This window comes from Novosphingobium sp., assembly GCF_025351285.1.
GTDB lineage: Bacteria > Pseudomonadota > Alphaproteobacteria > Sphingomonadales > Sphingomonadaceae > Novosphingobium.
In genome coordinates, this window is record NZ_JANXWG010000150.1 from 85,348 (window position 1) to 105,986 (window position 20,639).

18 protein-coding genes are annotated in these 20,639 nt (G+C 64.9%); 9 read left to right on the forward strand and 9 right to left on the reverse strand.

The window, feature by feature from the left end; translation table 11 throughout:
- Positions 1-357: 357 nt before the first annotated feature.
- The gene (locus tag Q0R16_RS18500; RefSeq protein WP_295639722.1) at positions 358-540 is read left to right on the forward strand and encodes a hypothetical protein; all 183 of its coding nucleotides are present in this window, start codon (positions 358-360) and stop codon (positions 538-540) included.
- 94 nt (positions 541-634) lie between these two features.
- Positions 635-1,606 (forward strand): hypothetical protein, encoded by a 972-nt coding sequence (locus Q0R16_RS18505; RefSeq protein WP_295639725.1) that lies wholly within the window; start codon positions 635-637, stop codon positions 1,604-1,606.
- A gap of 9 nt (positions 1,607-1,615) precedes the next feature.
- Here Q0R16_RS18505 and Q0R16_RS18510 read toward each other — a convergent pair whose 3' ends face one another.
- Genes Q0R16_RS18510 through Q0R16_RS18520 form a run of 3 tightly spaced genes read right to left on the reverse strand, consistent with a single transcriptional unit; the run spans position 1,616 to position 5,750 of the window.
- Positions 1,616-2,353, reverse strand: a complete 738-nt coding sequence (locus Q0R16_RS18510) for a 2OG-Fe(II) oxygenase family protein (RefSeq protein WP_295639728.1) — start codon at positions 2,351-2,353, stop codon at positions 1,616-1,618.
- Positions 2,350-4,518 (reverse strand): peptidase domain-containing ABC transporter, encoded by a 2,169-nt coding sequence (locus tag Q0R16_RS18515; protein WP_295639731.1) that lies wholly within the window; start codon positions 4,516-4,518, stop codon positions 2,350-2,352. The genes Q0R16_RS18510 and Q0R16_RS18515 overlap by 4 nt, the downstream gene beginning before the upstream one ends.
- Positions 4,518-5,750, reverse strand: a complete 1,233-nt coding sequence (locus Q0R16_RS18520; RefSeq protein WP_295639734.1) for an HlyD family efflux transporter periplasmic adaptor subunit — start codon at positions 5,748-5,750, stop codon at positions 4,518-4,520. The genes Q0R16_RS18515 and Q0R16_RS18520 overlap by 1 nt, the downstream gene beginning before the upstream one ends.
- Positions 5,751-5,895: 145 nt before the next feature.
- On the opposite strand from Q0R16_RS18520, the gene Q0R16_RS18525 reads away from it, so the two are divergent.
- Entirely contained in the window at positions 5,896-7,353 is a 1,458-nt protein-coding gene (locus tag Q0R16_RS18525; RefSeq protein ID WP_295639737.1) for a TolC family protein, read from the forward strand.
- A gap of 282 nt (positions 7,354-7,635) precedes the next feature.
- Here the strand turns inward: Q0R16_RS18525 and Q0R16_RS18530 are convergent, their stop codons facing one another.
- A complete protein-coding gene (locus Q0R16_RS18530) occupies positions 7,636-9,645 on the reverse strand; it encodes a hypothetical protein (protein ID WP_295639740.1) in 2,010 nt (669 codons plus the stop codon).
- 111 nt (positions 9,646-9,756) lie between these two features.
- On the opposite strand from Q0R16_RS18530, the gene Q0R16_RS18535 reads away from it, so the two are divergent.
- Positions 9,757-10,206 (forward strand): hypothetical protein, encoded by a 450-nt coding sequence (locus Q0R16_RS18535; RefSeq protein WP_295639743.1) that lies wholly within the window; start codon positions 9,757-9,759, stop codon positions 10,204-10,206.
- Here Q0R16_RS18535 and Q0R16_RS19625 read toward each other — a convergent pair whose 3' ends face one another.
- The gene (locus tag Q0R16_RS19625) at positions 10,207-11,499 is read right to left on the reverse strand and encodes an SDR family oxidoreductase (protein ID WP_366858013.1); all 1,293 of its coding nucleotides are present in this window, start codon (positions 11,497-11,499) and stop codon (positions 10,207-10,209) included.
- 50 nt (positions 11,500-11,549) lie between these two features.
- Here Q0R16_RS19625 and Q0R16_RS18550 point away from each other — a divergent pair, with 50 nt between their 5' ends.
- Positions 11,550-12,173, forward strand: coding sequence for an outer membrane beta-barrel protein (locus Q0R16_RS18550; RefSeq protein ID WP_295639746.1), 624 nt, complete (start codon positions 11,550-11,552; stop codon positions 12,171-12,173).
- 100 nt (positions 12,174-12,273) lie between these two features.
- Here Q0R16_RS18550 and Q0R16_RS18555 read toward each other — a convergent pair whose 3' ends face one another.
- Together Q0R16_RS18555 and acs are read right to left on the reverse strand one after the other, a co-directional pair.
- Complete coding sequence (locus Q0R16_RS18555) at positions 12,274-13,461, reverse strand: glutathione S-transferase family protein (RefSeq protein ID WP_295639749.1); 1,188 nt, start codon at positions 13,459-13,461, stop codon at positions 12,274-12,276.
- On the reverse strand, positions 13,433-15,328 hold the full coding sequence (gene acs / locus Q0R16_RS18560) for an acetate--CoA ligase (protein ID WP_295639753.1): 1,896 nt from the start codon (positions 15,326-15,328) through the stop codon (positions 13,433-13,435). Before acs ends, Q0R16_RS18555 begins: the two co-directional genes overlap by 29 nt.
- A 165-nt stretch (positions 15,329-15,493) precedes the next feature.
- Between acs and Q0R16_RS18565 the strand changes: the two genes are divergently transcribed.
- The 4 genes from Q0R16_RS18565 (at position 15,494) to Q0R16_RS18580 (ending at position 19,585) form a co-directional block, all read left to right on the forward strand.
- Positions 15,494-16,714, forward strand: coding sequence for an ATP-binding protein (locus tag Q0R16_RS18565; protein ID WP_295639756.1), 1,221 nt, complete (start codon positions 15,494-15,496; stop codon positions 16,712-16,714).
- A gap of 74 nt (positions 16,715-16,788) precedes the next feature.
- The gene (phoU, locus tag Q0R16_RS18570) at positions 16,789-17,475 is read left to right on the forward strand and encodes a phosphate signaling complex protein PhoU (protein ID WP_295639759.1); all 687 of its coding nucleotides are present in this window, start codon (positions 16,789-16,791) and stop codon (positions 17,473-17,475) included.
- A gap of 109 nt (positions 17,476-17,584) precedes the next feature.
- On the forward strand, positions 17,585-18,274 hold the full coding sequence (gene phoB / locus Q0R16_RS18575) for a phosphate regulon transcriptional regulator PhoB (RefSeq protein ID WP_295639762.1): 690 nt from the start codon (positions 17,585-17,587) through the stop codon (positions 18,272-18,274).
- Between the two features lie 96 nt (positions 18,275-18,370).
- A complete protein-coding gene (locus Q0R16_RS18580) occupies positions 18,371-19,585 on the forward strand; it encodes an argininosuccinate synthase (RefSeq protein WP_295639765.1) in 1,215 nt (404 codons plus the stop codon).
- Positions 19,586-19,733: 148 nt separating this feature from the next.
- On the opposite strand, the gene Q0R16_RS18585 is transcribed toward Q0R16_RS18580, so the two are convergent.
- Both Q0R16_RS18585 and Q0R16_RS18590 read right to left on the reverse strand, forming a co-directional pair.
- A complete protein-coding gene (locus tag Q0R16_RS18585) occupies positions 19,734-20,051 on the reverse strand; it encodes a hypothetical protein (protein WP_295639767.1) in 318 nt (105 codons plus the stop codon).
- The coding region (locus Q0R16_RS18590; protein ID WP_295639771.1) for a hypothetical protein at positions 20,041-20,639 on the reverse strand (599 nt) is incomplete at its 5' end. The genes Q0R16_RS18590 and Q0R16_RS18585, both read right to left, overlap by 11 nt.

Consider the following 20,639-nt stretch of genomic DNA (forward strand, 5'->3'; position numbering starts at 1 on the left):
GGCCGATGGCTGCCTGCTCTTGGCCCTTGGCCCTTGGCTCTCGATGCTGGCGCGCCAGGGTACTGCGGCCCGATGGCCATCCGGCAGGTGGCAGCAACAGCGTCGCCAGCAGTCTCGAATGCACTTTGGCAGCGCGATTGCCTCACTGAAGCCCTTGCGGGTGTAAACGCGCGTAATTTCTCTGACCTCCTGTTGAATGCCGATCCCAAACTTCATTTGTACGCTTGTTGACAACTTGGCGGCTCGTCGTTCCAAAGAGGGACGGTTACGATATTAACTACATCTGTATACCGACAGCCGCTTTGTTTTGATGCAGGCGCTTTCACACATCAACCCGATGTGAGGCAGGAGCATCCGATGCGCGATCTTAACATGGACGAACTTGAACAGGTTTATGGTGCTGGCATCTTCGGCCTTTGCGGCTGTGGTAGCTCGCCGACGCCACCCTCATGCAGCAGCTCGTCGAAGGTGAAGCGCAGCCTGGCCAAGCACAGCAAGGCCAAGTCGAAGTCCAAGAAGCACAGCATGAAGTGCCACTGAGCGATCCGATCGGTTCGATCTGGGCGTAGTTGTGGGGCGGGGGTGCATCTCCCGCCCTTACACTTGGGTAAGACAAGCCTGTTAAGCACGGCGGATGACTTACCAGTATGACGCCAAGGCCTTTCAAGGCGAGCAGGATTGCGGCACCTCGGACACGGGCGCAGCACGCTCGATGGTCTGGCTGCGCGGGCAACCGCACCTTGAGGATTATCTCAGCTTCTATCGCAAGAAGGTCATCGGGGGGGACAAGGCTGATCCCCGCATGCTCGCCACGCGGTGGCGCGAAGCCAATGACCTCTACTACCAGCTCGAGCAGGACGAGGCCGGGATTGCGGACAGCATTTCGTGCAAGCCGCTCGACAAGCGCCTTGCCGGACTGGCGGCCACGCTCGAAGACCATGCGTGGTTCCGCAGCTCGTTCGACATCCTGCCCTACAGCATCGAACTGGTTGAGCTCGACAAGCTTGTCGTCTCGCAGATCCAGGTGGAGAACGGCTTTTCGCATGCCATCGCCAAGCGCCTCGGCGCGAAACCGACACCGGCACAACTGTTCCGCTTCTGCCTTCCGATCGAGCGCGATCTGGCACCCGTCAAAATCCAGCGACTCTCCGCCAACCGCTATCAATTCAGCTCGCCATCAAGCGACTTTCGGGCGCACGACACGATCCTGCTGCACGATCCGGATCTGGCTGGCGTAACGCTGCCCGGCCCCGCGGCTGCAATGCTGGGCATATCGGTCGGCTTCGGCTCCAATTTCCTGAGCGCGGTGCGCAGCGAATCGCGCGTGGTGCTGCAGAACGGCTATCACCGCGCCTATGCCCTGCGCAGCGCCGGCCTTACCCACGCCTGGTGCGTTGTCGAGCATGTCACCCGCAAGGATGAGCTGCGCCTAAGTGCAACGGAAGAACTCCTCAGCGACCCGGCGTTCTACCTTGCCGCAAAGCGACCGCCGATCCTGCGCGATTTCTTCGATCCCAGGATTGCCGAGCAGGTGCTGACCAAGCCGGTGGAATGCCTGGTCGAAGTCGAGATCACCGTTCGCTCGACCACCGTCACTCCGGACTGAGCACCCTGATCAGGTCGAAAGCCAGCCCGTAACCGCAAACCGGCGGCGCGGTGCCGCCGGCATCACCATACTGACACTGTGATAGCGCGGGATGGAGAACAGGTTGAGCGTGTTGAACTGCGGCACGACGCCCGACAGTTCGACCGCGCCGATCTCGTGGAACAACAGCAGTCCGCCCCATTCCGGGCGCCATTGTGGTGCCAGGCCCAGCACGAACGCGGCCTGTCGGCCCGAACCGGCGAGGTCGTCGTCATGGCCGGTCAGGAAGTCTCCCGGGCCATAGGCCGTGACCTGGCCGTCGGTGAAACGCGGCGCATCGAGGCCGGTGATCGCCCCCAGCACTCCCATCACTTCGGGCGAGCGCATGAATGTTGCCAGTGCCGTCAGGTAAAGGTCGTGCGAGGGTTCGCCCGGCGGCGGAATGCGCAAGGCAGAATAGCTGTACTGGAAGCCGTCGCGTGCCCGTTCATACATGGCGCGCTCGATCCGCGCCCTTTGCCGCGACCGTGGGCTCGTCCATTTGCTCAAGGCAAGTTCATGGGCCCCTTCGTCGTGCTTGATAAGCTGAATCCAATCGGGGCTGTCGCACAAATGGCGATAGAGATCCGGCGCCCCGCTTGAAAGGAAGCGCTCGATCCGCACGTGCCCGTCGCGGCGGAACACCTCCTGCAAGGCCGGGATGTCGATCTCGGGGTTGATCCGCAGATCGGCGCGCAAGTGGACGCCCCCGGGTGACATGTCGTTCATGGTGCCTTCGCCTTCCAGCCATCCTGTTGGACGCGATCGTCCGGCCTCGCGCCATTTTCCGACCGCCCCTGTTCGCGCTGGGTCACTTTGCCGTTTTCGACATGGAGCACGATCTGCGCGACAGCGACAAGCGCCGGGCGGTGCGAAACGGCGATCCGCGTGATCGGCGTGGCGGCGATCCGCTGCGCCAGGATATGCTCGGTCTTCTCGTCCAGATTGGCCGTGCCTTCATCGAGAAACAAAACATCCGGATCGCGATACATGGCGCGCGCAAGCAGGATCCGCTGGCGCTGGCCCGATGACAGGGCGGTGCCCATGTCGCTGACCAGGCTGCTGTACGACATCGGCATCCTGGCGATATCGTCATGGATCAGCGCATATCGCGAAACGGTCTCGATCGCCGCCTGATCGGGTTGCGGATGAAAGAAGCAGATGTTGTCGCCTAGCGTGCCCGACAGCAGGTAATCGTCCTGCATCACGGCGCCGATCCGTTCGCGCCAATCGCCCATCGTGGCCGGGCCGAGCGGCAATCCGTCGATCTCCAGCGTGCCCGATTGCGGCGTCAGCAGCCCGAGCAGCAGCCGCAGCAGCGTAGTCTTGCCGGCACCGGATGGACCGACGATCGCCACCATCGCGCCGGCCGGTATCGTGAAGTTGACCTTGTCGAGCACCGGGCCATCATCCGATGCATAGGCAAACGTCAGATTTCTGGCGGTGATGGCGGGCGCATTCCCGACTGGGCCGCGGCGGTTCGAGTGGGTGATGGCTTCCTTCTTTTCGCCGATGATATCCGACAGACGCTCGAGATGAACGCTGAGCAGGCGCCATTTCTGCCACTGCTGGACCAGCGCGGTCGCGCTCGAGGTGAAGCTGCTGCGATAGGACATGAACGCCAGCAGCATGCCCACGGTCAGGTGCTGGTCGATGACGGCGCGGGCCCCGATGAACACCGTGATCAGGAACGAGAAGCTGAAGACCAGATCTTCGAAGAAGCCCAACTGCAAGCCGGCCATGCGCGCCTTGTAGGTTGCGGAGATGACCTCGGCATAGCGGTTGCGCCAACCGGCTTCGCGCTCGGCCTCGAACCCGTGCAGCTTGATCGCCCGCATCGCGCGCAGGCTTTCCATCTGGTAGCTTTCTTCCTGCGCGCGCGCGACCAGTTGTTCTTCGGTCCTGACCTTGATGGTCGGATAGACCAGTTGGCTGCCGGCCAGATATACCAATGTGCACAACACCACGATCAGCGCGAGCGGCAGGCTGATCATGGCCATCACCACCAGGGTTGCGATCAGCAGCGTCGAATCGATCGCGGCATCGACCAGCCCGCGCGTCAGCAGTTCCTGAATCGGCTGGATCGACCCGACCCGCGACAGGATATCGCCGACATGGCGCCGCTCGAAGAAGCCCATCGGAAGCCGCAGCAGGTGTCGCACGATGTTGCCGCCAAGCTGGAACGTCAGCGATTCGCCCAGGCAGAGCGTGACCCAGCTTCGCAGAAAGCGGGCAATGGCCTGCAGGATATAGACAAACCCGAAGCCGATCAGCAGCAGCGTCAGGAAGCTGATGTCCCCCTGGTTCACCGCTTCATCGATCACCAGTTGAATGAACAGCGGAACGAGCAATGCCGCCAACTGCACCAGCAGCGACAGCACCAGCACCTGGACGATCGCCGGGCGGAAGTTGCGCAGATGGCTCCACAAGTCCGACAGCCGCGTCTTGACCTGTGCCTCGAGCCGCACGAAGTTGGCGGTCGGCGTCAGTTCGAGCGCCACACCGGTAAAGTGGCGGCCCACCTTGGCCGGCGACATGCGCCTGCGGCCAAGCGCCGGATCGAGAATCCAGACGCCGCCGCGATCGACCTTTTCCACCACCACGAAATGGTTGAGATCCCAGTGCAGGATCGCGGGCAGCCGCAACTGGCCAAGCTCCTCGACCTCGAGCCGCACCGCGCGCGCCGAGAGTTCCAGTTGCGAGGCGACGGCCATGACTTGCCGCAGCGTCATGCCCTTGATCGAGGTGGGAAATAGCTGGCGCAAGCCGGCCAGGTTGACCCGGTGGCCATGATAGCGCGCCACCATCGCCAGCGAAGCCAGCCCGCACTCGGCGGCTTCGGATTGCAGGATCGGGTCGAGCCGTCCCGACCAGGGCCATTCGAACTCTGCCATCACCTGAAGGTCTCGAAAACGGGGCCAAGAAACACTTGCCACAAATTGCGCCGCTCAAGCTGGAGCTTGCCGGTCAGGGTCATGCCCGGCCGCAGGTTCGCCGCGGTGAATTCCGAGCGTTGCGACACGTCCTTGATGCGCACGCGGACGCGGAACACGGGCTCGGTAATCGCCAGCCCCGGATCGACATTCGCCGGATCGGTCGCAACCTGGGCGATTTCGGTCACGACGCCGGCCCCGGAACCATATTTTTCGAATGGAAAGGCGTCGAACTGCAAGCGCACGAGTTGCTGAAGATGGGCGGCGCCAACCGCGCGCGATGGAGCGTAAAGCCAGATTTCCTGCGAGCTGCCCTCGGGAATGATCGACGCGACCGTGCGTTCGGGCCGGGCCAATTGGCCGATCTCGACACCGATATCGCCCACCACACCATCGACAGGGGCGGTCAGCACCAGTTGTGCGGTGCGCGACAGCGCCGCTTTCTGCTCCGAGAGCGATGCGCGCTGGCCGAGCAGGACCGACTGGTTGCGTTCTGTTTCGAGCTTGAGACGCCCGCGTTCGGCTTCGTTGGCCTTTAGCTGGTTACCCTCGGTGATGATCTGCGCGCCAAGCACCTCGGCCTCTGCCCGCCGGGCGAGCATGGCCGAGCGGCTGTCCTCGATCTGTCGCTGCGTACCAGCGCCTTCGCGTGCCAGCCGTTCGGCCCGCTTGACGGCGGCGTCGGCAATGCGGACCTGTTCGCTGGCAATGCGCTGCTGGCGCGACAGCGAACCGATCGTGGCCGTTATCCCGGCATGCTGCACTTCAAGCGCCGAGATCGCCGATGCAGTCTGGACGACGCCCAGTTCGATCTGGCGGCCAAGTTCGGAATTCTGCCGGTCCATCTGGTCAAGCTGGGGTGCAACACCGCCCTGCCCCTGGGCGACCGAGAGCGTGGCAATCGCTTGTCCGGCCTTGACCTTCTCACCAACATGCACATGGATCGCAACCACTTCGGCGGGTGCGCGTGGATAGATCCGGGCAACGCCCGCGTTGTAGGCCACCAGACCGCGCACCGTCGCGGTGCTCGCGTAGCTGCCCAGCGTGAGGATCAGCAGGAAACCCAGCGCGGCAAACAGCACCAGCCGCGTGTAATGCCGCGAAGTTGGCGGGACGGCGGCAATCACCGTCCCGGCCAGCCGATTCCGGCCGGCCTCGATTACCTCGTGTCTGAATAGACGTTCCTGGATCATGCCCCGCGCGGATTCCGATACTTCAATCCACGACCGCTAGGCGCAAAGCCTGAAAACAAGGTAAACCTGGCGTTATCGATGAAGGGCTCAGCCCGGCACGCCAATGGCTCAGGCTATCTTAACGCCTTTTGTCTACCACCGCGGCATGTCGTACCGTCAGGTTCCGGCGGGGATCCTCGTCATCGCCTTCTCCTGCGCAAGCTGCGTTCCCACCGCGCAGCTTGCCAGCGTGCATCCAGTCGAATCCGCCCAGTGGAGCATCGAGGCTGACAGCCTGCCCGCCGAGCAGCGGGCGGTCCCTGCCGATATCGCCGCGCTTCTAGGGTCGCGGGATCTTGCGGAGCTGACCGCAACCGCACTGGCACACAACACCGATATCGCGATTGCCGCCGCCGGGGTCGACCGGGCTTCGGCGCTGCTGAGCGCGGCGCGGCAAGCTGCGTTGCCGGCGATTTCGATTTCGGTCGGCGCGAGCCGCGAGTCAGCCAGGACACAATCGGGCTTCGATTTCCGCTCGACTTTCGCCAGCCTGGATCTCGAATGGAACCTCGATCCTTTCGGTCGGATCGGCGGCGCGAAAAGTGCCGCGCTCGCCCGCACGAGAGCCGCAGAGATCCAGCACGAACTCGTCACGCTGGCAGTCGAAACCAATGTCGCGCAAGCCTGGGTGCTCAGGGCGTCGCTGGCACGCCGCGTCGAAATCCAGGACCAGACCATTTCGCGCGCGGTTGAACTGGAGCGAGTCGTCCGCGTCCGATACCAGGCCGGCGCAGCGACGCGGGTCGATCTGGGCCAACAGTCGATGCGGGTCATGAACCTGCGACGAAGCCGCACCGAACTGGTCGAGGCGCTGGATCAGACCCGCACCGCACTGGCCGTGCTGTGCGGCACCGAGGCGCCCCCGTTCACCTCTGCGCCCGCCAGCATCACCGCCTTCGCCGTGCCTGAACTTGCCCAGCCGAAGCCGTCGGCGCTGCTTGCGGCGAGGCCCGATGTCCGCGCACGAGAAGCCATCATCGCCGCCAGCAAGGGCGATGTGCGCGCTGCGAGGGCGGCGTTCTTCCCGTCGATCGGCATATCGGCGCAGGGCTTGCTGGCCGATGTGTCGGGCGGACTCCTGACGAAGTCTGTAACGATCGGCGCGGCGGTCCTCGCACCGATCTTCAATCGCGGTCAACTCCGCAGCAACCTCAAGGTCACGCAGGCCGATCAGGCCATTGCCGTGGAAGAATACCGCGCGACGGTCCTGGCGGCGCTGTCGGAAGTCGAAAATCTTCGAAAAACGAAGGCCGCGGCCCGGGAAAGGGCTGTGCTTCTCGGCACGATCATCGACGAGGCCCGCCTTACCGCGCGCCTAGCCCGTGCGCAGTACATCGAGGGGCAGGAGGATCTGTTGACGCAGATCGATGCCGAACAACTCCTTGCGAACGCGGAAGATGCGCAAGTGGTCAGCTTGCAGGAACGCCTCCTGACCCAGATTGCCCTGTACCGCGCGATGGGCGGATATTGTGCGTGGTCGACGGGTACTTGCGCCCGACCGTCCGGCTTGCCGACCCGATCGCTTGCCCTTTCCGCGCTCGACAGAGCGCAAGTTTCGCCGTGATGATAGCGGGCTGACGCATATTCATCGCGTCGACGCCCTCTGGAGTAACCGGAACGCATTCCTGGCAATCGTGCCGGCTTTGATCCAGGCGGCAATGTGGCGCTGGCAAGTCGAGGATTTCGCGCAGCAACGGGTTTGGGTATGGAACCGAAGCCGCACCGCCAGTTCAGTCCGTTCGTGGCTGAAACACCGGTTCGATTACCGCAGGGCGTCTCCAATTCATCAGAAGCTTCGCAGGAGTGTCCGATCCTGAATTCACCGGTTCGCGAATGATCCAGACGCTCAATGGTTTTGCGGAATCGCAAAACGGATCGTTTCACTGTGCGCGCTGCAGGCTGCCCCGCCGGTTGGGCGGAAGCTGGCTTCGTAACGGACACCGCGCGCCACTTGTGAGGCCGCTTCCACGAACACGAACGGAGGATAGGCGATCGTCGGACGCGGCGCACCCGTCGTGCCATCGGCATTGATGTTGAATTCCACGCGCACCCAGCCTTCGAAGCCCATCTGCATCGCCTCTGCCGGGAACTTGCTATCTGCCGCACCGGCGTTGCGCAGTGCGGGGGTCGGGCCGATCAGCGAGCATTGTTCCTCGCTCAGCCCGGTTCGCTGGAAAAAGCCCTGTGCTGCGGGGAAATCGCGTTCCACCACCGCAAGATTGGCCAGCTTGAGCAGCGCCAGTTGCCGCAACGGATGGCCGCTGCCCACCCGTTCGTCATCGGCCACACGGCGCAGAAGGGCCTGCGACGGTGCAGTTTGCCCGCGCACTGCAAGGCGGGGCAGCGACAGGATCAGCGCCGTGTCCTGCAGCAAGGGATCGCCCGCGGCAGCAGGATCCTGAGCCAGCGCAGCGTAAGTGTCGCTCGCCATCCGCTCGATCGTCATCCGCCCCGGTCGCCGGCTGGCGAAGTCCCCGGCGAGTTCGGCTTCGGCCTTGGCCAGCCGCAGAAATCCGGTCGCATCGGCCGGCGCCTTGGCGGATTGCGCCAGCGCCAGCGCACGGTCGATCCGGTCGCGCGCGGGCTTGCCCCTCGCCGGTTCGGCCAGTGCGAGCACACCCAGCGCGGCGATGGCACCGGCGGCATCGTGACGGGCATCGGCATCATCGACGATGCGGTGCATCACCTCCACCTCGCGGCGGCGCGTCATGTCGGCAAAATCGGCGTTGGGGATCTGGGCCGAAGCCCATTTCAGGAAGCGCTGGCGCAATGGACTGCTGATATCGGGTACGCCGCCGCCGCTGGCGCTGCATCGCAATTCGACCCGTGTCGAACGCCGGTAGAACGCCGGCACCTTGGCCAGGCTGTCGGGGTCCCAGAACCAGTGGCTGACCGCGCGGGCGAACGCCGATGCCATTGCGTAATTGCCGCGCGAATAGATGGTTTGCGCATGATCGACGGTGCCGTTGGCGCCGATGCCGAATTCTACGATGGCCACGTCTTCGGTCGCCAGTCCCGTTTCGGGCCCGCATGCCGGCAGGTCCATCGCCGCAGCCATGGCGAACGGCGATTCTGCAATGCGCCCGGCGCCGGTATAGGCAAGGTAGGTCCGCGCCTGGTCCTTCCGGCCGACCAGCAGCGCCGCCTGTGCCAGGTCTGCGCGCATCGTGGCCTGTTCGATGCTGACTTTGGTGGTCAGCCCACCCGACAGCCCCAAGACCTGCTGGAGTTCGGTGTAGGCTTCTTTGGTACGGCCCTGGTTGAGCAACACGCGCGCATGCAGTGTTTGGAAACCGGCCTGCTGCAACTTGTTCGGCGCGGGCATGGCGGCCAGAACCCGCATGCCTTCCTCTGCATAGGCCAGCGCCTTGCCATCACCGTCGAACGACAGAAGCTTGGCCAGGCGGCTGAGTGGGCCGATACGGTCGACACCGGTCACCAGCGCCAACGCGGCTGTGTAGTGACCGACTGCGGCATCATGGTCCCAGCGTTCCGCGGCGATGTCGCCCAGCATGGTTTCGCCCAGCGAAACGTCGGCGGCCAGCCCAGGCCCGCCATTGCGCAAGATTGCGACGCCGCGCCCGATCGCGCTTTCGCCCTCTTCGGTCGAACCGGTGCGCACCAGGCACTGGCCCTGGCGCAAGGCGATGGCGCCGGCGGGGACGGTGCCCGGCTTGATCCGCGGGTCCACCGCCAACCGCGCGAAGATCGGCAGCGCGGTGGCGCAGTCGTTGGCTTCCCAGGCTTTGGTTGCTGTATCGAACTGGACTTGCAGCGGAGCCGATGCGTCAGGTGCGGCAACTGGGGAAGCGGCGACGGGGGCAGCGGCCAGCGCAAGGATCGACAATACCAACACGCTGCACTCTCCACTGGTTCGATTGGCGGCTTTGGCCGATTGCTTTAGACGATTGCATTGGCCGATTGCTTTACAATGGCGAGATCGTGATCGCATGGCTAGGTTGCGTCAATGTTCCTGCGTACGACGGTGGCATTTCTGATCGGGATGGTGTGGGCCATGGCGCCGCTGGCCGGCGCCGATCCCGTGCGGGCCGGGCATCCTCCGGCGGCGTGGCCCGCATCGCGGCTGGTCCTGTTCGGCGCCCGCTGGTGCGCGCCCTGCATCGCCGAATTGCGCGATCTGGGACCGCTGGCCATCGCCGCCCACCCGAAAGGTCTGGTGCTTGGCTGGATCGATCGGCCGATCCGCACGCTGGCTGCTGCAAAAGGCATCGAGGCCATGCCGCCCGACGTGGCGCTTGACCTTGCCGAAGTCATCGCCGGGCGCGGTTTCGGCTTGCCGCTGGCAGTGATGACCGACGATGTGGGCAGGCCTTGCGCGGTGCGCCATGCGCGGGTGCTGCCAGGCGACGTGGCCGCGATGCGCGCCGAATGCGCGAAGGGCGTGGCAAAACCCTGATCAATTCGAAGCCGAAACCGCCACCCGCCGCGCCGTCACGATCTTCACCGGCGCGGCCAGCATCTGGCCCTTCATCACGCCTTCGCCCTTGGTGGCCGAAAGCGGCGCGTCCCAGATCTTGCGGACCACATCCATGCCTTCGACCACGTGCCCGAACACCGCGAACCCGGCCTGGGCATCGGGCGTGGTGCCCTTGGGATCGGCGTCGAGCCCCGGCTGGTCCGATAGCATGATCGAGAAATCCCCCGTCGCCGTACCCGGCGCGAACCGCGCCATCGACAGCGATCCGGCCTTGTGGAGCAGCCCGGTCTGGCTGGTCGGTTCGTGCACAATCGGCTTGAGGATGCGCTTGGGATCGCCTTGCGTGCCGGCCTGGATCAGCCCGTTGGGCGGCTCACCCCACGGCAGGTGCATCGCGCGATAGAACACGATCCCGTCGAACCGCCGCTGATCGACATAGCGCACGAAGTTGGTCGCGGTAATGGCTGCGTGCTTCACATCCACCTCGACCACGATCGGCCCCAGCGTGGTGGTGAGCGCCACCCGTACCGCGTCGGGCAGCGGGGCTGGTGGCGGCGCATGCACCACCCGATGCGGCGCGGCGCCAGTGAGCAACAGCGCCAGCGGCGCGGCGAAAAGAGCGAATCGGCGGTCCATGCCCGCGATCATGCCCCGGTCCTCCGCTTGCGCCAAGGCGACGCGCAAAGGTGACATGTTGACGCAAGTGACGGTGTCCTGGAACGAAAGGTGAAGGCGCGGTCGCGTCGCACAATGACAGTTTTGGCAAGGCAGATCGAACGGCAGGTCATCCAAGGACTCTATCCACGATCGAGCATTGTAGGACAGGACAATCGCGTCGGCCACTTCGTGCGCATCACCCAGGCGGTTCATCGCGCTGTGGCGGTTGACGATCTTCGCGAAGAGCGCGGGGTCTGCCTCGACATAGGGATCGACCATCTCCGAATGGCAATATCCCGGGCAGAGCGCGTTTACGCGAAGGCGTTGCTGCGCATAGTCGATGGCGGCGCCCTTGGTCAGGCCGATCACGCCGTGCTTGCGGGCAGCATAGGCGGACGTGCCGATGTCGCTGCCGTTAAGCCCGGCACGCTGACTTTGGCCTCGCGCGCAAGGCCTTGCTTCGGCCGCTTCGCCATCAGCGCTGGACCGCCGAAGCGCGCGGCGGGATGCTGCGGAGCGGACCAGGCTAGTGCGGCGTATCTCGCAACAGTTGTAACAACGCCGCGACGATTCGCGACATGGCCATGTCAGGATGATGTAACTCGCCAGCCATATTGGTAATCTCCGGGGCTAAGCATTGACACATTCGTGTAAGGAACATCACGATGACTAATAATAAGGTCGCCAATTCGCATTTTTACATTCGAGCGGCAATCCTTGCCGGAGCGATTGCTTTCATCCCACTGGCAGCCCACGCCCAATCGGTGGGCGGTGCGCATGTCGAAGTGCAGGGCGGATACGATCACCTCTCGATCCCCGACCAGACCGGCACCGCGCCCGCAGGCAGCACCGGGGGTGGACATGGCATCTATGGCTTTGGCGCGGGCTATGACGTTGCGCTGGCCGGTCACGTGATCGCCGGGGTGGACGCCAATCTCGATTTTGGCGCCGGTTCGCAGTGCGCCAGCGGCGTGGTGGCCGCATCCGACCAGTTGTGCAGCAAGCTGCGCAACGATTTCGATGTCGGCGCGCGGCTGGGTTACCAGGCCGGGCCGGCGCTGTTGTACGGGCGCGTGGCCTTCAACGACACGCACGTGCGATCCAGCTACACCGACCCACTCGGCAACGTCACCACCGCCAGGGGATCGCAGCAAGGCGTGCGGCTGGGCGTGGGCGGCGAATACGGACTGGGCGGCGGCGCCTACCTCAAGACCGAATATCGTTACACCCCGTCAAGCCAGCTTGGCGACCAGCAACAGGTGATCGGCGGCATCGGGCTTCATTTCTGACCGGTTCGGCGTCGGCGCGCGAGGTCCCGCACTCCATCCCCGCGCGCCGCCGTCGATCCAAAGACGTCGATCCGAAGTGGTCGATCGGACCACAAAGCCATCAGGCCAGCACGATCACGTTGCCTTCGCGCCCGAGAACGCGTGCAGGCCGTTTCGCCATCAGCGCGGTTCCGCCCGTCCGGTCGAGCAAGGCGTCCAGCCGTGTGCGATCGGCGGGTGGCAACGCGTCAGCCAGCGCTTGCGCGCGGGCCAGGTGCCACAGCGAGTGGACGTGGCTGGCGCGGCGCATGGTGACGCCGCGCCAGGCATATTCCACGGGGCCGACGTCGGGGTGGACCGAGCGTTTGCCTTGCCTCGAAACCACGGTTCCGGCGGGCGGGTTGCCTTCGGCTGCCACCCAGGCATCGACCGCGGCGGCGTCTGCGGCAAGGCCCGGCGTCCACTGTTCGAAGGCGACCTTGAGCACGGCTTCGAGCGTGGCGGAAATTGCGTCGTCTGCCGGGAACAGCGGATCGGCGGCGGCATCGGGGTAGTCCGGGTCTGCGAACTCGTCCGCGTTCATCCGCTCGGTCCAGCGCGCGACTTGGGGGGCGGTGGTGCGCATCAGCATGGCCGGGACCGGATCGCGCGCGAGATGCGCGTAAAGCGGCGCCACCATCCCGAAATCGGCCAGCGAAGGGCGCGCGCCGAGCAAGTAGGGATAGACGCGGAAATGCGCCTCGAGCACGGCGAGCAGTTCGGCGTAGGCTGCCTCCATCGCCGGGATCACTTCGTGCGTGACCCCGAGCGGGCCGAGCATTCCGGCGAACCGCGTCATCAGCTTGGCGGCGGTTTCGAGCCGTTGTTCGTAAGGCATGCCGATCGAAATCGCGCGCGCGAATTCGGTGCGCAGGAACAGCTCCTGCCGGTTACGGTACGACCAGCGGTAATGCATCGCCAGCGGCAGCAGGTAGTTGGAGCCGAACGCATCGAGGAAATGCGCGACGACTTGCTGTACCGGGCCGGGCGGGGTGATGGCGGGTTCGGGGTGGCGCGTTTCGAGCACATCGATGATCGCGGTGGTATCCTGCCACACCTCGCCATCGGCGGATTCCAGCACCGGGATCACATTGTGCCCGACCCTGGGCAGCACCTCGTCCGCAAAGCGCGGATCGGACGGCGTGGCCTCGCGAAAGGCGATGCGCTTCTTGATGAGGTAGCTGCGCACCTTGCCTGAATAGAGCGAATGCGGGGTTTGCCAGAGCGTGCAAGTCATCGCTTCAGCCCACCCGGTTCGCGACCAGGTCATCGACCACCGCCGGGTCGGCCAGCGTCGAGATGTCGCCCAGGCTGCTCACGTCCCCCTCGGCGATCTTGCGCAGGATGCGGCGCATGATCTTGCCGCTGCGGGTCTTGGGCAGGCCGGGGGCGAACTGGATTTTGTCGGGGCTGGCGATCGGGCCGATTTCGGTGCGGACCCAGGCGCGCAATTCGGTGCGCAAGGCGTCGCTGTCGGGCTCGCCGGCGTTCAGCGTGACATAGGCGTAGATGCCCTGCCCCTTGATCTCGTGCGGCATGCCCACGACGGCAGCCTCGGCCACCTTGGCGTGCGAAACGAGCGCGGATTCGACCTCGGCGGTGCCCATGCGATGGCCGCTGACGTTGATGACGTCATCCACCCGGCCCGTGATCCAGTAATACCCGTCCTCGTCGCGCCGACATCCGTCACCGGTGAAGTAGAGCCCGGTATAGGTGGTGAAATAGGTCTGAAAGAAGCGTTCCTCGTCGCCCCATACGCCGCGCATCTGGCCGGGCCAGCTTTTGGTGATGCACAAGTTGCCGTCGGTGGCGCCGTGAAGTTCCTGCCCCTCGGCATCGACCAGCAGCGGGTGGACACCGGGCAGCGGCAGCGTGGCCGATCCCGGCTTGGTTTTCACCGCGCCGGGGATCGGCGCGATCAGGGTGGCGCCGGTTTCGGTCTGCCACCAGGTGTCGACGATTTCGCAGCGGCCGTCACCGACCACGCGGTGATACCACTCCCACGCCTCGGGGTTGATCGGCTCCCCCACCGAACCGAGCAACCGCAGCGACGAGCGATCGTACTTGTGCACAAACGCATCACCCTCGCGCATCAACGATCGCAGCGCAGTGGGGGCGGTGTAGAACACCGTGACCTTGAGCCGCTCGATCGTCTCCCAGAAGCGGCCGTGATCGGGGTAATTGGGCACGCCGTCGAACATCACCGTGGTCGCCCCGCACGCCAGCGGGCCATAGACGACATACGTGTGCCCGGTAACCCAGCCGACATCGGCGGTGCACCAGAACAAGTCCTTTTCGGTGGCCGAGAACAGCAGGTCGAAAGTCCACGCCGCCCAGAACAGGTAACCGCCGGTGGTGTGCATCACGCCCTTGGGCTTGCCGGTACTGCCGCTGGTGTAGAGGATGAACAGCGGGTCCTCGGCGTTCATCGGTTCGGGCGGGCATTCGGGCGCCATGGCGTCGCGGTGTTCGTGCCACCACACGTCGCGGCCGTCCTCCATCGCCACCGGGCGGCCGGTGCGGCGCACGACGATCACGCTTTCGATCGACGGGCAGTGCGCCAGCGCCTTGTCGGCATTGGCCTTGAGTGGAATGTGCTTGGCCCCGCGCAAGCCTTCATCGGCGGTGACCAGCAGCTTCGATCCGCAATCCTCGATCCGCCCGGCCAGGCTTTCGGGGCTGAAACCGCCGAACACCACCGAATGGATCGCGCCGATGCGGGCGCAGGCCAGCATCGCCACCGCGGCTTCGGGGATCATCGGCATGTACAGCGTGACCCGGTCGCCCTTCACCACGCCTTGCGCTTTCAGCAGGTTGGCGAAGCGGCAGACGTCCTCGTACAGTTCGCGGTAAGTGATGCGGCGGCCTTCTCCCGGCTCGTCACCCTCGAACACGATCGCGGTCTGGTCGCCGCGCGTGGCGAGGTGGCGGTCGAGGCAGTTGACGCTGAGGTTCAGTTCACCATCGGCGAACCAGCGCACGCCGAAATCCTCCCGGTGGAACGAACTTTCATCGGCGCGGGTGGGCGCGCGGCTCCAGTCGAGCCGCTGCGTGGCTTCGGCCAGCCAGAACGCCTCGCTGTCCTGCGCCAGGGCCGCTTGCATGGCCGCCAGTCGCTGCGCCGCACCGTCGGTCATTGTCACTCTCCCATTCGCGATTCCGTCGCTACACCCATGGCACAGCCCCTGCGGCGCGCCAATCTCCCGTAGAGTTGGCCGCTCGTCTTGCTCTTGTCACAATCGCATGGCTATGCCCCGGGTTCGCGCCGCCGCCTTCCCTTCGTAACCGGTCCCCTGCTGCCGATGAACCGCCTGCAAGACCTGTACTGGCCCCCGATCGCGCTCGCGCTGGCGGGTGCGCTGGTGCTCGTGCTGAGCGGGACCGAGCCGTTCCTGGTGATCGCGGTGCTGGTGGCGTGGATCGGATCGCTGTGGCTACGACGGCGCCAGGCGAAGATCGAACCGCGTGCAGCCGATAGCGGCGTGCTCTCGAACAGGATGATGATCGACCTGATCGAACCGTTCGGTCTGCCGATCCTGATGCTCGACAAGGACCGCATCGCCGGCGCCAACGCCGCCGCGCGCGAGGCGCTGGGGCAGCACGTCGTCGGTCAGGATGCGCGGGTGGCCTTGCGCCACCCCGAGGCGATCGCACTGCTCGAAACGCCGTCCGGAACGGTCATGGTCAAGGGCCTGACCGCGCCGCGCAGCATCTGGCAAGTCAGCCGCGTGCCGATCGATGCGCGCTTTTCGCTGATCGAACTCGTCAACCGCACGGCAGAGGCCGATATCAGCCGTGCGCACACCGATTTCGTCGCCAATGCCAGCCACGAATTGCGCACCCCGCTGGCCTCGATCATCGGCTACATCGAAACGCTGTCCGACCCCGATGCAAAGGTCGACAAGGCCACATCCAAGCGCTTCCACTTGATCGTGCTGCGCGAGGCAAGGCGGTTGCAGACGCTGGTCGAAGACCTGATGGCGCTCTCGCGCATCGAAGCGGAAAAGCACGACCCGCCGCGCAATCCGATCGACCTGGCGATGCTGGCAAGCGGCATCGCGCTGGAAATCGCCGAATCCACCAGCAACGACAGCGATGGTGCACACCGCGTCATCTATGCCGGTGTTGAAGAAGGCCTCACCGTGGCGGGAGATCGCCAGCAGCTCGATCAACTGGTGCGCAACCTTGTCGACAACGCGCTCAAATACGGCGATCCGGTCAAGCCGGTGGTGGTGGGCGTGGCGCACGAGGGCAACGAGGCCGTGCTGACCGTGCGCAACGAAGGCGAAGGCATCGCGCCCGAGCACCTGCCTCACCTCACCCGGCGCTTCTATCGCACCGACCCCGGCCGCAGCCGCGCCGCCGGCGGCACCGGGCTGGGGCTGGCGATCGTCAAGCACATCGTCGAACGGCACCGCGGGCGCTTCGATATCACCAGCAAGCTGGGCGTGGGAACCACCGTCACCGCGCGGTTCAAGCTGACTGCCACGCCGGCGCTTCCGCTGGCCCAGGCTGCCGGATGATCGGCAATACGACTTTCCGCGCGATTTCGAAGACTCGCGCGATCTGCTAAACACACGATCAAAGAGGTGAAATCATGGTTGCACAACACACCGTAAAGGCTTTCGACGACGAACTGGCCCGCCTTCACGGGTTGATCGCCGAGATGGGCGGCCTGGCCGAGCTTTCGGTCCACGAAGCGATGGACGCGCTGGTCAGCGGCAACCTCGAACTGGCGCAACAGGTGATCGAGCGCGACAAGCGGATCGACGCGCTCGAGGCCGAAGTCGACCGGTTCGCGATCACCGTATTGGCGTTGCGATCGCCGGTAGCGGACGATTTGCGCGATGTGATCGCAACGCTCAAGATCGCCGGGATCATCGAGCGCATCGGCGATTACGCCAAGAACATCGCCAAGCGCGTCGGCCAGATCAGCGGGCGCCGCAAGTTCGAACCGCTCACGCTGCTGCCCGCGATGAACGACCTGGCCGCCGAAATGGTCCACGACGTGCTCACCGCCTTCGCCGCGCGCGATGCCGAAGCCGCCGCCGAAATCCTGACCCGCGACAGCCGGGTCGACGCGTTTTATGACAGCATCTTCCGCAACCTGGTGTCGTACATGGTCGAAAACCCGGCCACGATCAGCACCGCCGCGCAATTGCTGTTCGTGGCGCGCAACATCGAACGGATCGGCGATCACGCCACCAACATCGCCGAAGTCGTGCATTACTCGGTTACCGGCAAGACCCTGCCCGAGCGCGAGAAAGGGCCGCTGCCGGTTTGATGGAAACGAGCCCGCGAATGTGACAATGTGGTTCGCCGCACCGGATATGTCATTCAAATGTAACGTGCGTGGTGTTGGCACAGGGTACATTCGCGGAGTCTGAAACGACATGCCTGCCCCCAAGTTGCTTCTGGTCGAAGACGATCTCGCGCTCGCCGAACTGGTCGAATACCGCTTTCGCGGCGAAGGCTATGCCGTGCGCACCACCGGCGATGGCGATGAAGCGCTGCTGCTCGCCACCGAAGACGTGCCCGATCTCGTCCTGCTCGACTGGATGATCGGCGGCACCAGCGGCATCGAAGTGTGCCGCCGCCTGCGCCGCAACAAGGCCACCGCGCACGTGCCGATCATCATGCTGACCGCGCGCAGCGACGAGGAAGACCGGGTGCGCGGCCTTGAAATCGGTGCGGACGATTACGTCACCAAGCCGTTCTCCCCGCGCGAACTGATCGCCCGTGTCGGCGCCGTCCTGCGCCGCGTGCGCCCGGCGCTGGCAGGCGAAACGCTGGTGGTGGGCGATATCTCGCTCGACCCGACCGCGCACCGCGTTGTCCGTCGCGGCCAGGTCATGAAGTTCGGGCCCACCGAATTCCGGCTGCTCAAGCACCTGATGGAACACGCCGGCCGCGTGTTCTCGCGCGGGCAATTGCTCGACGCGGTGTGGGGCAGCGGCAGCGACATAGAACTGCGCACGGTCGACGTCCACATCCGGCGGTTGCGGCAAGCGGTGGCGCTGGACGGCGCGGCCGATCCGATCCGCACGGTGCGCTCGGCGGGCTATGCGTTCGAGGCGGTTTGAGCTTGGACTGGCGTACGGGATGCCACTTCCCCCTTTCCTACCAGCCCCCCGCCTGATACGCGCGCCCGGCCATTTGCCTGCCGGAGTTACCAGCCCATGTCGGATATCAAGCGCGTCGTCCTGGCCTATTCGGGCGGTCTCGACACATCGGTGATCCTCAAGTGGCTGCAGGTGACTTATGGCTGCGAGGTCGTCACGTTCACCGCCGATCTCGGCCAGGGCGAGGAACTCGAACCCGCGCGGGCCAAGGCCAAGCTGATGGGCCTGCCCGACGAGCACATCTACATCGACGACGTCCGCGAGGAATTCGTCCGCGATTTCGTGTTTCCGATGATGCGGGCGAATGCGCGGTATGAAGGCGATTACCTGCTCGGCACGTCGATCGCGCGGCCGTTGATTACCAAGCGGCTGATCGAGATTGCGCACGAAGTCGGCGCCGATGCGATCGCGCATGGTGCCACGGGCAAGGGCAACGACCAGGTGCGGTTCGAACTGTCTGCTTATGCGCTCGATCCCAACATCAAGGTCATCGCTCCGTGGCGCGAGTGGGAGCTGACCAGCCGCACCGCGCTGATCGCCTGGGCCGAGGCGCACCAGATCCAGGTGTCCAAGGACAAGCGCGGCGAAAGCCCGTTCTCGACCGATGCCAACCTGCTGCACACTTCGTCCGAGGGCAAAGTGCTCGAAGACCCGTGGGAGGAAGTGCCCGATTACGTGTTCAGCCGCACGGTGAACCCCGAGGACGCGCCCGACGTATCCGAATACATCACCGTCGAATTCGAAAAGGGCGACGGCGTCGGGCTGAACGGGGTGGCGATGAGCCCAGCCACGCTGCTCACGGCTTTGAATGAACTGGGTCGCAAGCACGGCATCGGCCGGCTCGACCTGGTCGAGAACCGCTTCGTCGGCATGAAAAGCCGCGGCATGTACGAAACCCCGGGCGGCGAGATCTACGCCCGGGCGCACCGCGGGATCGAAAGCATCACGCTCGATCGCGGCGCGGCGCATCTCAAGGATGAGCTGATGCCGCGCTATGCCGAACTGATCTACAACGGCTTCTGGTTCGCCCCCGAGCGCGAAATGTTGCAGGCCGCGATCGATCACAGCCAGGCCAAGGTCTCGGGCACGGTGCGGCTCAAGCTGTACAAGGGCAATGCCTCGGTGGTGGGGCGCAAGTCGGCCAATTCGCTCTATTCCGAACGCCACGTCACGTTCGAGGACGATGCCGGCGCTTACGACCAGAAAGACGCGGCAGGCTTTATCAAGCTCAACGCGCTCCGGCTTCGTTTGTTGGCGCAAAGGGATCGCTAAACTCACCGGAATCGTACCGCCCCAAAGTTATCCAGAGTTGTCCACCGCGAATGCGGCGGCCTGTGGATAACTGTGCCGTTTTGCGCTTGCGCGACTCGGGATCGAGGCGCAGCATTTGTGTGTCGGAAGCGAGGATCGACCCTGGCAATCAAGGCGCAAGCCTCTGAAAATCAGAGACAATCCCACGTATCGATGCAGACTTTGATGGCTTTGCGATCGACCAATCCAGCAGATCCGTTTCGGCGGAATTGCTGCGGCGGAACATTGCAGCACGATGGTCTCGAAACCGGTTGGCCAAGGCTTTCCGAGGTGTAAAATTCAACCGCGCTTCGGGGCGGAAGAACGAACCATCGACGGTGCCGAAGCCAGCCGGATGATCCTTCCCTTGCGGAAGGCCGTCCGAAGCGGATGCCGCGAGGCATCGCGGCTGAGGGAGCGGCGTCGCAGCGGAAAGATCAACGCCCATCCCAGGCCGCAAGGCCGGTGGAGCGGCGATGGCGCCCAGCCAGGCTGGCGCAGGAGGCTTCCTGCAAAGGAGCAGCCTTCTGCAAGCGCAAGGCAGCGTGGCGGACCGGGCCCCGGAGCAATCCGGAAGTGCGGCCTGCGATGATCGAAGGCGAAATCGTGGCTTGCCAGTGGTGAGCGAGCGTGGGGGCCGGGAGCAATCCCGGCCCCCATTTGCGTTTGCCGCCCACACGGCCCCGAGTGACTGGCCCCGAGTGACTTGAATTGGCCCCGAGCGACTTGAGCTCGGCCGGCAAATCACCCCCCTCTCCCGCATCCTCGCCTTCCTCCGCAGCATCGGGCGGGAGCAGCGCGTCCACCCCGGCGATGCGTTCCGCAAACCCGGCGTCCCATTGCGCAGCGGCGGTGCTGCGGGCCTCGTCGGCGGCGGCGCGCAGGCGGTCGAGCACCGCGTCTTCGATCGCCTGCTTTTCGGGCCGATCGCCCAGCGGCAACCCGGTGCAGAGCGCGTCGGCGGCCTCCGCGCGCAGGGTCTCGACATCCTCGATCAGCTCCGTCTCGGCCTCGCGGACCGCTTCGGCGATGGCCG